Genomic DNA, 13,873 nt, shown 5'->3' with positions numbered 1-13,873 from the left:
ATCGTATCAATCCCGCGGCTCGGTCAACGGGCGCAGCAGGAGCCAGCCGAGCGCTGGCAACGCGGCCAGCGGGATCAGGGCCGCCCGCAGGGACGTGGTGTCGGCCAGGGCGCCGAGTGCCGGGCTGGCCAGCCCACCGATGCTCACGGTGAGGCCCAGCGTCACGCCGCTGGCCGTGCCCACGTGCCGCGGCAGGTAGTCCTGGCCCAGCGTGATGTGCAGGGAGAACGGCACGTACAGGCCGGCCGAGACCAGTGCCACGAAGGCGAACAGCGCAGGGCCGGGTACCAGGACGATGCCGGCGACGGCGATCGCGGTCGACAGGTACGACCAGCGCATCACCGGGAGGCGGCCGAATCGGGTGGCCAGACTGCCGCCGGCGACGGTGCCGATGGCGCCTCCGATGTAGAGGACGAACAGCGCGGCCGTGCCGGTGGCCACGCCGCCGCCGACGCGGTGGATCGCGAACAGCGACACGAAGGTGCTCAGGCCAGCGAAGACGATCGACCGGCAGACCACGGCGCCGGCCAGCAGCAGGAACGACCGGCTGTCGTCGCGCCCCTCGACCGTCGTGCCTCCTGGAGCCGTCGCGGCGGCGGTTCTTGCCGCGCGCAGCGCCGCGAAGCACAGCGCGGCTCCGGCCAGAGCCGGGACCGCCAGCAGCGGTGAGGCGCGCAGGCCGCCGGTGGCGACGACGGCGCCGACCAGCAACGGGGCGGCGGCGAAGCCGAGGTTGCCGCCCAGCGAGAACCAGCTCATCGCCCGGTGGCTGCGACCGGCGGCGACGCGGGCGACTCGCGCGGCTTCCGGGTGGTACGCGGCGACGCCGATCCCGGATACCGCGACCGCGGCCAGGGTCAGACCGTAGGCGTCGCTGACTCCGGCCAGACCCACGCCGGCCCCCGCTACGACGGCGCTCACCGGCAGGAGCCACGGCATCGGCCACCGGTCGGTCAACGCGCCGAACAGCGGCTGCACCACCGAGGAGAGCAGCGACGCGGCCAGCACGATGCCCGCGGCGGCGGCGTAGCTGTAGCCGCGTTGCGCGACCAGGAACGGCACGAGAGCGGCCACCGAACCCTGGTAGACGTCGACGCACGCGTGGCCGACGGCCAGCAACGGGATGGCGCGGGAACGAGACGGCATCTCCCGATCATGTTCGGAGCCCGGTCTGGCGTGCTTCCGATAACATGCCAATTCATGCCGGAAATCCGCCACGCGCTTCAGGCACCCACCCGGGTCCAGCGCATGGCGCACGGCGAGCTGATCACGGCTCACCACCACGACGACCACCAGATCGTCTACGCGGGTTCTGGCGTCCTGGCTGTCACGACCGACGCGGGCACATGGGTCGCGCCCGGCACCCGCGCGATCTGGGTACCGGCCGGCTGCGTGCACGCCCACCGCGCCCACGGCACCCTGGAGCTGCACCTGCTCGGCCTGCCGACCTCGGCCAACCCGCTCGGCATCGACACTCCCGTGGTGCTGAGCGTCAGCCCGCTGCTGCGCGAACTGATCCTCGCCTGCACCCGCGACCCGGACGACGACGGTCCCGAACGCCGCCGCCTGCGCGCGGTCCTGCTCGACCAGCTGCGCGCCTCTCCGCAACAACCCCTGCAGCTTCCCTCGCCGGCCGATCCCCGGGTGCGGGCGGTGTGCGACCTGCTGCGGCAGAACCCCGCCGACAGCGGCACCCTCGCCGAGCTCGGCCGCCGGGTGGGCGCCGGAGAACGCACGCTCAGCCGGCTGTTCCGAGCCGACCTCGGGATGACGTTTCCCCAGTGGCGTACGCAGCTGCGCCTCTACCACGCGCTGCGTCTGCTGGCCGACAACGAACCCGTCACCACGGTCGCCCACCGCTGCGGCTGGTCCTCGGCCAGCGCCTTCATCGACGCCTACCGCCGAGCCTTCGGCGAGACGCCCGGCGCCCACCGCCGCCGCTGAGCGCCTCGGTCAGCGGCTGCTGATCTGGTCCAGGTGCTGTAGCAGGTCGTGCGCGGCCAACTCGACGTCCTTGTGCCGCCACTCGGAGGCGCGGTACACGCAGGCGATCAGGCCGGTGCGGTGCAGGCGCCGCAGGTCGCCGTAGACGAAGGCGTACCGCCCCTTCGTGTCGTCCGTGGCGCCATCGGTCAGCCCCAGATGCCAGCGCGCGAACTCGTCCCACGAGTGCTTGGCCAAGTAGTCGTTCTGCGCCTTGGCGTCCGGCTGCGCCTCGCCCCAGTCGCTGTCCAGCACGTACTGGTGCGATTCGATCAACTGCCGAGCGTGGGCCACCGCTGCCTTGTTCACCGAGTAGGAGGCCATTACCCGCTTTTACCCAGGCAGCCGGTCGGCAACACCGTTCGCGCGAACACCCCTGGTCGGGCGGCGTTGGTGTGGTTTATCGGCTGGCGTGGCGGAGACAGGTGTTCTTATGATCGAGTCTCCAGTCGCGCATCGCACCGTGGACGTCGATGGAATCTCGACCTTCTATCGGGAGGCTGGCCCTGCGGACGCGCCGGTGGTGTTGCTGCCCCACGGCTATCCGTCGTCGTCGTTCCAGTTTCGCAACCTCATGCCCAGGCTCGGTGACCGCTGGCGCCTGGTCGCACCGGACCTGCCGGGTTTCGGCTACACGCGAGCCGACCGGCGGCGGTTCGCATACACGTTCGACGCGTACGCCGAGTTTCTGGAGCGGTTCACGGTCGTGCTCGGCCTGAGCCGGTACGCCATCTACCTTCAGGACTACGGCTCGCAGTTCGGGCTGCGGCTCGCGATGAGCGCGCCGGACCGGGTCGCCGCGCTGGTCATCCAGAACGGCGACATCTACGAGGACCAGCATGGCCCGAAGTACGAGCCGCTCAAGCGGATGTGGGCCGACCCGAGCCCACGAGCGCTGGCGTCGATCGCCGAGCACGTGTCGGAGGAGGGGTTCCGGGACGAGTTCGTCGGTGAGGTGCCGGCCGCGATCGTCGAGCGCATCAGCCCGGACCTGTGGACGCTGTCCTGGGCGCAGGTGGGCCGGCCACCCGGACCGGACAACCTCGTCCACCTCCTCGCCGACCAGCGCTCCACGGTCGACTGGTTTCCGCGCCAGCAGAAGTACCTGCGGGAGCATCGGCCGCCCACGCTGATCGTCTGGGGTCCGCACGACGGGTACATGCCCGCGGGCGCCGCTCATGCCTACCTGCGCGACCTGCCCGACGCCGAACTGCATCTGCTCGACGGCGGGCACTGGCTGCTGGAGACGCATCTCGACGAGGTGGTCGCCCTGATGCGCGACTTCCTCGGTCGAGTACACGGCCTCTAAGGGTTTCTGTCGCGGTCGGCCTACCTGGCCAGCCCGTCCGCGTCGACGACCAGCCCGAGCTGGCGCGGGGTGGCGTGCTCAAAGATGCCCTCGACGCCGTCGCCATCCTGCCGCAGCGCCGTGATGACTTCGTCGCACAGGAATCTCGTGTCGCCTAGGGGCGGCGGCCTCATCGGTCGCTGCGCAGTACCTCCAGCGCCAGTCCGGCGGCGGCCAGCATGCGCACCCTTGCTACCAGCCGCCCAGAGGCGTCGCGCAGCCTCATGCCCGCACCCACACGTCGACCGATGCCCTCTGGAGCGCACACCCGGGCGTTTGACGACGGTAGAGCGGTAGCCACACTCGGCCCTCGCCAGGTCCTGGCGCGGCGAGGGCACCGCGGCCACGCAAGCCGGAGCCTTCAGCGGCACCCATACATGGCTGCTCGACCGCGCTCCGCGGATCGCCTAGCCTGTGGTGACTTTGCGCGGCGGCACGCCGTGGTGGCGCTGCCGTATCTGCCGGACGCGTTTGGCCAACCGGCGTGGCCGCAAAGGGTGGGTGTTGACGTCACGTCCGCCGGTGGTAGATGTTGCGGCGGGGTCGCCGCTCGCTGTCCACATAGGGTGGTGGAATGAACTCGGGTCGACCATCGTCGGCCATCCGCACTTCCCACTCTCCGCGGTGGATGAGCCGGTGATGGTATCCACACAACAACACGCCGTTGTTCAGCGCGGTGTCGCCGCCGTCTGTCCAGTGCCGAATGTGGTGGCCGTCGCACCACTGTGGTGGTCGGTCGCAGCCGGGGAAGGCACATCCACCATCCCGCACAACCAGCGCCCGTCGCAGTGGTCCGGTGAACAGCCGTCGTTGCTGTCCGACGTCGAGGATCTGTCCCTGCCCACCGAGCACGATGGGCAGGATGTGGGCGTCGCAGGCCAGCCGTCGCACCTGCTCCGCGGTGAGTCGTTCGCCGGTGTCGAGCTGCCCGACGCCCAGTTCTTTACGCACCACGTCGTACGGCACGGTGACCGCGACCTGTGGCCGGTCTCCGCCGTTGTCCGGTAGCTGCTCGGTGTGTAGCGCTAGCCGGCATACCTCGACGAGTGCGTCGGCGCGGCGTTGGGCCGGTGTGCGTTCGAGGTCGGGTTTGCATAGTGGGTCGAGGGCGGCGTTGACGATGGCGGCGGCTTCGGCGTCGAGCCAGCCGGTGACTCGGTAGCGGCCGTCGCCGTTGTTGGTCAGGGTGAACGCCCGTGTCCGTTGGGCGCGTTTCTCGTCTCGTTCGGCCGCGCGTCGGTCGGCTTCGTCGGCCGCTTCCGGTGCCACATGTGCCAGGATTCGCTCCGCGGCCTTGCGGAAGGTGGCCGGCTCCCAGTCTGCGAAGTCCGCGATCAACGTTTTCTCGGCGAGGTCCACCACATCCGCCGGATTCTCGTCGGCCAGGTCGTGAATGGTCTTGGCGACGATGTGGGCTTGTTCGACGTTGATAGTGCCGCTTGACAGTGCCGTGTCCAGCACCGGCCGCCTATCCAACGCCTGGGCCAGGTCGACGGTGCGGCGGGCGGTGTGGATGCTGACATGGAGGCGTTCGCGGAGCCAGACGGCGGTGCTGGCGGCCTGCTGCGTGATGGGTAGGTTGCGGCCGTCGATCTCGCGGATCAGGTGGAGTTTGATCGCGGCGAGCATCTGTTCGGCGTCGTGCACTGTGTGGACCGCGTCGATGAGGTCGGTGTCGGGCAGCGACCACACTGGGGTGCCGGCGCAGTGGCCGGCGATCTCCCTGAGCTGCTCCAACGTTTCCCGCACACATTGATTCTCGTACGTTTGTGCGGTGATCGTTGCCCCGCCAGGCGACACGCCGGCCGACACGCCGGTCGCCGAAAAAGTTGGCCTGCTTGGTCGGGCTGGGGCTGTTCCGCGGTGATGTGCCCCGGCCGTCGATCAAGGAGATCCGCATCGATCGAGGGTGAATGCACGGGGTTTAGAGCCTGGTAAATAACCCCCGGCCGAGCGAGGCGGAGTCCAGGCGGCGATCCGGCAAGGCGCCGTTTTGTTCGGATACCGGTGTTGTATCCGGACGGAACGGCAACGCCGCCGGTCGTCGTCTGGGCCCGCCGTAGCCGGCCAGCGGGTTATTTACCAGGCTCTTAGCGCGGGTTGTCGGCGCGCCAGGCGACGTAGTGGGCGACCGCCGCGGCGACGTCGAAGGCCGGCGCGAAGCCGGTGTCGTGGGTGAGGCGGCTGATGTCGAGGTAGGGGTCGTCGCCGGGACCGTTCTGGCGTCCAGGGAGGATGGCGAGCCGCGCGTCGGGGGTGATCGCCCGAAGGGCCTCCGCGAGGTCACGGTTGCTGAACGGCCGGCCGCTGGAGACGTTGTAGGTGTCGTGCCGCAGGGTTTCCGCGGTGGTCAGCAGGGCGATCGCGCGTCCGGCGTCGGGTGCGTAGCAGCTGTCGCCACCGTCGTCGGCGTAGAACGGCTTCGGCCCATCGCCGCGGAGCATCGCGCTGATGTACGGCGGGATGGGGTTGAACGGTGATTCCGGGTCCATCAGCGGTCCCCAGGTGCTTCCGATCCGAAGTATCACCGGCTGGACGCCGGTGCCCTGGAGGCTGTGGGTGGTGAGCGGCTCGACGGCCTTCTTGAAGGCGACGATCAGGTGCGGCAGGTCCGCGGTGGGCAGTGCGAGCTCCTCGTGCCAGGGGATCTCGCTCCGGCCAATGTAGACACCGATGCTGCTGGCGACGGCGAACCTGCGTACACCCCAGCTGCGCGCGGCGTCCAGCGCGTTGAGCAGACCGGTCGTGTCCGCGCGGAAGAAGTCGACCGGGTTCTCGCCGGGGATGGTGCCGGCGAGGTGGACGATGTCGCTGATGTCGTAGCGATCGGCGAGGGCGAGGAAGGCGTCCCGGTCGGTGACGTCGAGGTTCTCCACGCTGACCATGCCGGCGAGAAACGACGGGACCTCCGCCCTGCGGTGGGAGGTGACGACGACATCGTGGCCGAGGTCGACGAGCGCGCGGGCGGTGTGCGCGCCGATCATGCCCAGCCCTCCGGTGACGAGGATCATCGGACCACCTTGTCGCCGGCCGCTTCGCGGGCCGCGGCGATGGCGTCACCGGATCCGCGTCCGAACTCCTCGACGCCGTCGGGAGTGCGGCCACCGATGTAGCCGTCGACCGATACGGCGTGGGCGCTGAGTACCTTCATGCCTCGAAGCTATGGGCGGCGCGGCGACCGGTCTTGAACGAATCGCGCGGGCTCAGGCGCGCAGTGGTGGCCGGCCGCGGGAGGCGAGGAAGGGCCGGTAGGAGGCGGAGTGCTCGTGGCCGCAGGCGCACCGGTCGAGGTCGCCGCCGAGCAGCCGGCGCGGGGTGAGACCGGTCAGGCGAAGGCATTCCCGGCTCAGGTGTGCCTGGTCGGCGTACCCCACGTCGACCGCGAGCCCCGCCATGCCGTCCGCACCGCGCCGGCCGGAGGCGGTGGCGCCGGCCTGAGCCAGCGCGAGGAAGCCCTGGAACCGCAAGGTCCGCTGGAGGACCTTCGGACTCAGCCCCACGGCGTGCAGGCAGCGGCGGCGCAACTGGCTGGCGGAGAGTGCCAGGTGGGCGGCCACAGCGTCGATGTTGACCGGGTGCCATGGCATGAGTGCCTTGGCGGCCTCGCGTACCAGCGGATCCACGCCCACGCTCCGGAACTCCAGCAGGAGGTGGGCCTGCAGCGCCTTGAGCGCCCGCTCAGCCGTGCCGGCTCCGGCCATCGCCTCCACGAGGCGGTCCACCGAGCCGCCCCATAGCTCCGCGAGGCTCAGGCGCTGGTCCACCAGGTCGTCGAGCCCGGTCGGAAGCGGCGGCGCGGTCCCTGGTTGGAACCGGACACCCACCACCGTGGTGTGCGGCGGAATGACCTCGATCTCCGGACCGGTCAGCGGACCGACGAGCTGCGGAGCGCCACCGATCGGAAAGTGCATCTCGACCCCGCCCGTGGGCAGGTGTCGTTGCACGTACGCCACGCCACCGGTGCGCTGGATCCAGACCGTCCGCACCACGCCGACCAGTGCCGGCAGGGGCGGACGCTCGATGTAGGACTCCACACCCGCCATCCTCGCGCATATCGTCCGCGTATCGAAAACCACATACGTGCTGGCAACACGGCGCCGCCTTGACTGTGCGCATGACCAGAATGGTGATGACGATTTACGGGTGCGCCCAGGACGAGGCCGACTTGTTCCGGGAGGTCGCACCTCGTTTCGGCGTCATCCCGACGATCACCCGCGCCCCGGTTTCCGAAGCGAACGTCGACCTGGCGTTCGGGAATCGGTGTGTCAGCGTCGGTCACAAGACCCGGGTCACGGATTCCACGCTTCTCGCGCTGAGCCAGGCCGGCGTGAGGTACATCTCGACGCGAAGCATCGGCTACGACCACATCAACGTGGAGTACGCGGAGAGCGTGGGTATCCGCGTCGAAAACATCACCTACTCGCCCGACGGCGTCGCCGACTACACGTTGATGTTGATGCTGATGGTGGTGCGAGACGCGAAGTCGATCATTAGTCGGGCCGACGCTCATGACTTCCGGTTGAACGACGTACGCGGAAGAGAACTGCGCGACCTGACCGTTGGGGTGGTCGGCACGGGGCGCATCGGCTCGGCGGTGATGGACAGGCTGCGCGGCTTTGGCTGCCGCGTACTGGCCCACGGTAAAAACGCCAATGACGATGACGTTTCTCTCGACGAGTTGCTGCGGCGCAGTGACATTGTCACGCTGCATACGCCACTCAACGCGGAAACACACCATCTGCTGGATCGTCAGCGTATCGGTCGGATGAAACGTGGAGCGTTCGTCGTCAACACCGGGCGTGGGTCGCTTGTGGACACCGAGGCGCTCATCTCGGCGCTGGAAAGCGGCAGGCTGGGAGGGGCGGCGTTGGACGTCATCGAAGGTGAGGAAGGCATATTCTACGCCGACCGCCGGACCAACCCCGTTGACTGCAAACCGCTGCTGCGGCTGCAGCAACTGCCGAACGTCGTCATCAGCCCGCACACCGCCTATTACACGGATCACGCGCTGCGTGACACCGTCGAGAATTCCGTCGTCAGTTGCCTGAGGTTCGTCAACGGGGGTCAGCGTGGGTAGGTTGAAGATCGCGGTTCTGTTCGGGGGCTGTTCCGAGGAGCATCCCGTGTCCGTCAAGTCGGCGCGAGAGGTCGCCAAGCACCTCGATACCGGGAAGTATGAGCCGTTCTACGTCGGGATCACGACGAGTGGTGCCTGGAAACTGTGTGACGGTCCCGACGTGGGCTGGGAGAACGGCGACTGTCGCACAGCCGTGCTGTCACCGGACCGGAGCGCCCCCGGGCTGCTCGTTCTGGAGAAGGGGCAGTACGAGGCGATCGGTCTGGACCTGGTGCTGCCCGTCCTGCACGGCAAGCTCGGCGAAGACGGCGCGATACAGGGCCTGCTCGAGCTTTCCGGCATTCCGTACGCCGGCTGCGACATCCAAAGCTCGACGCTGTGCATGGACAAGTCACTGGCCTACCTCGTCGCCAGAAACGCCGGTATCGCCACACCGAATTTCTGGACCGTCATGGCGGGCGGGAGTGTCGATCCCGACCGGCTTACCTATCCCGTCTTCGTGAAGCCGGCCCGCTCGGGTTCGTCCTTCGGCGTCACCATGGTGTCTCGAAGGGAAGACCTGCCGGATGCGGTGCGCGCCGCGCGACGGTACGACTCGAAGGTGCTGATCGAAGAGGCCGTCGCCGGCAGCGAGGTCGGATGCGCGATCCTGGGAAACGATCCGGACCTGATCGCGGGCGAGGTGGATCGGATCGCGCTGTCTCACGGCTTCTTCAGGATCCATCAGGAGGCAGCGCCCGAAACCGGCTCCGAGAACTCGACGGCGATCGTGCCCGCCGACATCTCCCCGGAGTCACGTTCGCTCGTCCAGGAGACAGCGAAGGCCGTATATCGCGCCCTGGGATGCAGGGGACTGGCGCGGGTGGACCTGTTTCTCAAGGCGGACGGAAAGGTGGTCCTCAACGAGGTCAACACCCTGCCCGGCATGACCTCGTACAGCCGCTATCCCCGGATGATGGCGGCCGCGGGGCTGCCGCTCGCCGAGGTGATCGACCGGCTGGTGTCGTTGGCGCTGAAGGCGACCGACGATGAGAAATGACTTCGTCTTCGTCGACGAGCAGGTACCCGGAATACGGTGGGACGCCAAGTACGCCACCTGGGACAACTTCACCGGCCGGCCGGTCGACGGATACCTGGCGAATCGGATCGTCGGCACGAGGGCCCTATGCGCGGCCCTGGAAGAGGTTCGGGAAAAGGCCGCCAGCCGTGGCTTCGGCCTGCTGCTCTGGGACGGGTATCGCCCGCAGCGCGCCGTCGACTGCTTTCTGCGCTGGTCGAAACAGCCGGAAGACGGCCGGACGAAGCCGAGGCACTACCCGAATATCGACAGGGCCGAGATGTTCGACAAGGGGTACGTCGCCGCCAGGTCGGGTCACAGCCGGGGCGGCACCGTCGACCTGACGCTCTTTCATTTGGGCACGGGCGAGCTCGTTCCCATGGGCGGCGACTACGACCTGATGGATCCGATCTCGCATCACGGAGCGACGGGAATCACGCACGTCGAAGCGGGAAACCGTCAGTGCCTGCGTTCCATCATGGAGGCGTGCGGCTTCAACGCGTACGACTGCGAGTGGTGGCATTACACACTGAGCGACGAGCCCTACCCGGACACGTATTTCGACTTTCCCATCAGGTAGTGGGGGCGGGTCCGGTCGACTCGCGCCAGATGGCGGCGGAGACGGGCTCGCGGCTCTCCGGGGCTTCTTCGCCGCGCAGCGTCGCCAGCAGTCGTGACACGGCCCGGCGCCCGAGGCTCTGGTAGTCGACGCTTACCGTCGTGACGGCCGGTGTCATCGCCGCCGCCACGGGGTTGTCGTCCCAGCCGGTCACGCTCAGGTCGCCGGGTACCAGCCATCCGCGCAGGTACGCGCCGCTGATCGCGCCGACGGCGAGCACGTCGTTGGCGGCGATCACCGCGGTGACTCCGCTGCCCTCGGGCAGGTCGAGGATCGCCTGCCGGGCGCGCTGGGCGAGCCAGTCGCAGTCGATCACCCCGTAGGAATCGAGCCCGAGACGCTCGATCGTTTCGATGTAGACCTCGCGGCGCCGCCGCGCCGACATGTGCACGTAGTCGCCGGCGAGATGCACGAACCTGCGGTGGCCCTGATCGGCCAGGCGGGTGATGAACTCCTCGACGGCCGGGGCGTCGGCGAGTTCGCCGACGCTGCGCATGTGCTCGTCGTAGTGCGGCGCGACGATGATGGGTGGGCCCTGCGGGTCGCGGCGGCTGGACACGTCGGGCAGTGCGGTGAGCGACACGAGCCCTTCGAAGAGCCCGGAATCGGCCAGCTCGAGCACCCGGTCGGTACGGGTGTCGGGCGACCCGTCCAGCGTGACGACCTCGACGACGTAACCCGCGCTGTGGGCTTCGGTCTTGGCGCCGGTCAGCATCTCCAGTGAGCTGATGGCTGTGCCCGGGGGTAGCAGGAACGCGAGCCGGCCGGTCTTGCGGCTGCGCATCGCCCTGGCGACGAGGTTCGGCCGGTAGTCCAGCTGGGCGATGGCCGTGGCGATGCGCTGCTGCAGGGCCTTGCTGATCGTGTCGTCGGTCTTGAGGTAGCGGGAGACCGTCTGATGTGAGACGCCGGCCAGCCGAGCCACTTCCCGGATGGTCGGTCGCGGTCGCGATCGCATCCGAACATCTTGACATGCGAAGTGACCGTTCACTAACTTCGATCCCAGTGACCGATGCAAGATCAAAGTGACCGTTCACTTGCGGATCAAGGAGAGCGAAGATGAGCAATCTGTCGCGACGCGCCTTCATCGCAGGAACCCTCGGCACGGTCACCGGCGCCGCCGTGGCCGCCCAGCCGGCGGCCGGCAAGGCGAGGCCCGCCACGGCCGTCGAGACGGCCGCGGCGCAGGAGAGCGTGAACGTCCATTGGCTGGGCGGCGGCGCGCACGCAGAGACGCTCGGCGTGACGTGGGGGGTGCCGTGGCCGGCCGGCAAGCTGCCGCCCGATCAGGCGTTCACCTTGCGCACCGAGGGCGGCGAGGCCATTCCGATACAGACATGGCCGATCGGGTACTGGCCGGATGGCTCACTGAAGTGGAGCGCACACGCCGTGGGCGGTGGCTTGCCGAGCGCCGAGACGTATGTGCTCGCCACCGGAGCGCCCACGGCGACCGTCAAAAACACCGTCAGCGTCCGCAGCGGCAAAGCCTTCGTCGAGGTCGACACGGGAGTGATCCGGTGCCGCGTCGGCACCAGGGGTGGCTCGCTGATCCAGTCCATCACCCGCGCCGACGGTCGCGAGATCGTCCGCAGGGGCCAGCTGATCTGCCTGGCGCAGGACTCCATCCCGGAGGGCGAGGAGTCGTCGGTGCGCCGGAAGCGCTTCACCGGCGACATCGACAGCGTCACGGTCGAGCAGTCCGGTCCGGTGCGCGCCGTGGTGCGTGTGGACGGTAAGCACCGCGGCAAGAACGGCCGGGCCTGGCTCCCGTTCACCGTGAGGCTCTACTTCTACGCGGGCGCCGAGAGCGTCCGGCTCGTGCACACCTTCGTATTCGATGGCAAGCCCGAGCGTGACTTCATCTGCGGGCTCGGCGTGCGATTCCACGTGCCGATGCGCGACGAGCTGTACGACCGGCATGTCCGGCTGGCGGGGGAGGGCGGCGGGATGCTCGCCGACGCCGTCAAGGGCATCAGCGGGTTGCGCCGAAACCCCGGCGACGCCGTCAAGACGGCGCAGGTGGCCGGTCAGCCGACGCCGCCGGTAGCCACCTGGGACACCCGGGTGAGCAGCCGCCTCCACCTGATCCCGAGCTGGGGTGACTATTCGCTCAGTCAGCTGTCCGCCGACGGGTTCCACATTCGCAAGCGCACCAAGGCCGGCCATGGCTGGATCGACGTCGGCGCGGGCGGCCGGGCCGACGGATTCGGATACGTCGGCGGGATCACCGGGGGTCTCGCCTTTGGGATGCGTGACTTCTGGGAGCGCCATCCGTCCCAATTGGACATTCGACACGCCGACTCCGACGAGGCCGAAGCCACCATCTGGCTGTGGTCGCCCGAGGCTCGCCCCATGGATCTGCGGTTCTATCACGACGGCATGGGCCAGGACACGTACGCGGAGCAGCTCGAAGGTCTGGAGATCACGTACGAGGACTACGAGCCCGGGTGGGATACGCCGGTCGGGATCGCCCGCACCACCGAGCTGGCCATCTGGGCGCTCGACGCGACCCCGTCGACCGAGCACCTCGCCGAGCTGGCGAAGGTGGCGCGGACGCCACCGCTGCTGATGGCGCCCCCAGCGCATCTGCACGCCGCGGGCGTGTTCGGCGACTGGAGCCCGGTCGACCGCTCCACGCCCGCGCGAACCGTCATCGAGGACCGGCTCGACCTGCTGCTCGGCTTCTACCAGAAGCAGATCGACCAGCATCGCTGGTACGGATTCTGGAACTACGGCGACGTCATGCACGGCTACGACTTCTTCCGCCACCAGTGGCGGTACGACGTCGGCGGCTACGCGTGGGACAACTCCGAGCTCTCGCCCGACCTGTGGCTCTGGTACAGCTTCCTGCGCACCGGTCGCGCCGACGTCTACCGGATGGCCGAGGCGATGACCCGGCACACCGGTGAGGTCGACGTATACCACCTCGGCAGGTTCAAGGACCTCGGCACCCGGCACGGCGTGCAGCACTGGGGAGACAGCGCGAAACAGGCGCGGATCAGCACGGCCGCGTACCGCCGGTTCTTCTACTTCCTGACGGCCGACGAGCGGACCGGCGACCTGCTGCACAACCAGGTCTACACCGACAGGACGTTCCTGACCATCGACCCGTCCCGCAAGGTGCGCACCGGGCCGTACGAGCCGGACCCGCACGCGCTCTCGTTGGGCCTGGGCAACGACTGGGGTGCGATGGCCTCGGCGTGGCTGACCGAATGGGAGCGCGGCGGCGACCCGATCGCGAAGACCAAGCTGCTCAACAGCATGCGCAGCATCGGGGCCCTGCCGTACGGCCACTTCACGTCGGGCGCCCTCTACGACCTCGACACGGGGGAGTACCACGCGGCCGCGCCGACCGTCGGCATCTCGCACCTGTGGGCCGTCTTCGGCAAGGCCGAGATCTGCAGCGAGCTCATCCAGCTCGTCGACATGCCGGCGTTCAAGCAGGCATGGCTGCAGTACTGCCGCCTCTACAACGCCACGGGCGCGGAGCAGCAGGCCGAGCTCGGGCGGTCACTGGGCAGCCTCGACCTTCGCCAGGCACACAGCCGGCTCACCGCCTACGCCGCCGCTCAACTGGACGACGAGCGGCTGGCCCAGCGTGCCTGGGCCGAGTTCAAGACCGGCGCGGCCGGCTATCCCGACACAATGGACTGGAACACCTGGCGCATCGAGCCGCCGCACGCGCTCAACCCGGTGGAGGAGCTCACCTGGGTCAGCACGAACGCCACGGCGCAGTACGGCCTGGCGGCGATCCAGACGCTGGCCCTCGTCGGCGACCACCTGTCCTGA

Annotated in this window: 14 protein-coding genes; 6 read left to right on the top strand and 8 right to left on the bottom strand. The window is 68.7% G+C overall.

Annotated features, from left to right (window positions below; genetic code table 11):
• Window positions 1-6 precede the first annotated feature (6 nt).
• A complete protein-coding gene (locus QMG73_RS33835) occupies window positions 7-1,146 on the bottom strand; it encodes an MFS transporter (RefSeq protein WP_281902591.1) in 1,140 nt (379 codons plus the stop codon).
• Between the two features lie 54 nt (window positions 1,147-1,200).
• Between QMG73_RS33835 and QMG73_RS33830 the strand changes: the two genes are divergently transcribed.
• Complete coding sequence (locus QMG73_RS33830; RefSeq protein WP_281902589.1) at window positions 1,201-1,944, top strand: AraC family transcriptional regulator; 744 nt, start codon at window positions 1,201-1,203, stop codon at window positions 1,942-1,944.
• Between the two features lie 9 nt (window positions 1,945-1,953).
• Here the strand turns inward: QMG73_RS33830 and QMG73_RS33825 are convergent, their stop codons facing one another.
• Complete coding sequence (locus QMG73_RS33825) at window positions 1,954-2,259, bottom strand: hypothetical protein (protein WP_281902586.1); 306 nt, start codon at window positions 2,257-2,259, stop codon at window positions 1,954-1,956.
• Window positions 2,260-2,416: 157 nt separating this feature from the next.
• On the opposite strand from QMG73_RS33825, the gene QMG73_RS33820 reads away from it, so the two are divergent.
• Window positions 2,417-3,292 carry an alpha/beta fold hydrolase gene (locus QMG73_RS33820; protein WP_281902585.1) on the top strand — a complete coding sequence of 292 codons (876 nt, stop codon included), beginning with the start codon at window positions 2,417-2,419 and terminating at the stop codon, window positions 3,290-3,292.
• 20 nt (window positions 3,293-3,312) lie between these two features.
• Here the strand turns inward: QMG73_RS33820 and QMG73_RS33815 are convergent, their stop codons facing one another.
• From QMG73_RS33815 to QMG73_RS33795, 5 genes are all read right to left on the bottom strand, one after another.
• Complete coding sequence (locus QMG73_RS33815) at window positions 3,313-3,465, bottom strand: hypothetical protein (protein ID WP_281902583.1); 153 nt, start codon at window positions 3,463-3,465, stop codon at window positions 3,313-3,315.
• Window positions 3,466-3,841: 376 nt separating this feature from the next.
• Window positions 3,842-5,080, bottom strand: a complete 1,239-nt coding sequence (locus tag QMG73_RS33810; RefSeq protein ID WP_281902581.1) for an HNH endonuclease signature motif containing protein — start codon at window positions 5,078-5,080, stop codon at window positions 3,842-3,844.
• A 341-nt stretch (window positions 5,081-5,421) separates the two neighbouring features.
• A complete protein-coding gene (locus QMG73_RS33805; protein ID WP_281902580.1) occupies window positions 5,422-6,342 on the bottom strand; it encodes an NAD-dependent epimerase/dehydratase family protein in 921 nt (306 codons plus the stop codon).
• A complete protein-coding gene (locus QMG73_RS33800) occupies window positions 6,339-6,482 on the bottom strand; it encodes a hypothetical protein (RefSeq protein ID WP_281902578.1) in 144 nt (47 codons plus the stop codon). The genes QMG73_RS33805 and QMG73_RS33800 overlap by 4 nt, the downstream gene beginning before the upstream one ends.
• Window positions 6,483-6,534: 52 nt before the next feature.
• A complete protein-coding gene (locus QMG73_RS33795) occupies window positions 6,535-7,365 on the bottom strand; it encodes a helix-turn-helix domain-containing protein (RefSeq protein ID WP_281902576.1) in 831 nt (276 codons plus the stop codon).
• 80 nt (window positions 7,366-7,445) lie between these two features.
• Here QMG73_RS33795 and QMG73_RS33790 point away from each other — a divergent pair, with 80 nt between their 5' ends.
• Genes QMG73_RS33790 through vanX form a run of 3 tightly spaced genes read left to right on the top strand, consistent with a single transcriptional unit; the run spans window position 7,446 to window position 10,045 of the window.
• A complete protein-coding gene (locus QMG73_RS33790) occupies window positions 7,446-8,408 on the top strand; it encodes a D-isomer specific 2-hydroxyacid dehydrogenase family protein (RefSeq protein WP_281902574.1) in 963 nt (320 codons plus the stop codon).
• Window positions 8,401-9,447: a D-alanine--(R)-lactate ligase gene (vanA, locus tag QMG73_RS33785; protein ID WP_281902572.1), complete on the top strand. Its 1,047-nt coding sequence runs from the start codon at window positions 8,401-8,403 to the stop codon at window positions 9,445-9,447. The genes QMG73_RS33790 and vanA overlap by 8 nt, the downstream gene beginning before the upstream one ends.
• Complete coding sequence (gene vanX, locus QMG73_RS33780; protein ID WP_281902569.1) at window positions 9,437-10,045, top strand: D-Ala-D-Ala dipeptidase VanX; 609 nt, start codon at window positions 9,437-9,439, stop codon at window positions 10,043-10,045. Before vanA ends, vanX begins: the two co-directional genes overlap by 11 nt.
• On the opposite strand, the gene QMG73_RS33775 is transcribed toward vanX, so the two are convergent.
• Window positions 10,038-11,042, bottom strand: a complete 1,005-nt coding sequence (locus QMG73_RS33775) for a LacI family DNA-binding transcriptional regulator (protein WP_281902566.1) — start codon at window positions 11,040-11,042, stop codon at window positions 10,038-10,040. The genes vanX and QMG73_RS33775 overlap by 8 nt on opposite strands.
• A gap of 101 nt (window positions 11,043-11,143) precedes the next feature.
• Here QMG73_RS33775 and QMG73_RS33770 point away from each other — a divergent pair, with 101 nt between their 5' ends.
• Window positions 11,144-13,873 carry an exo-rhamnogalacturonan lyase family protein gene (locus QMG73_RS33770; RefSeq protein WP_281902564.1) on the top strand — a complete coding sequence of 910 codons (2,730 nt, stop codon included), beginning with the start codon at window positions 11,144-11,146 and terminating at the stop codon, window positions 13,871-13,873.

Origin of the sequence: Phytohabitans aurantiacus (assembly GCF_027923225.1) — a bacterium.
Taxonomy (GTDB): domain Bacteria; phylum Actinomycetota; class Actinomycetes; order Mycobacteriales; family Micromonosporaceae; genus Phytohabitans; species Phytohabitans aurantiacus.
Note: the sequence above shows the minus strand (reverse complement) of the source record. Positions and strands in the feature narration are given on the sequence as shown.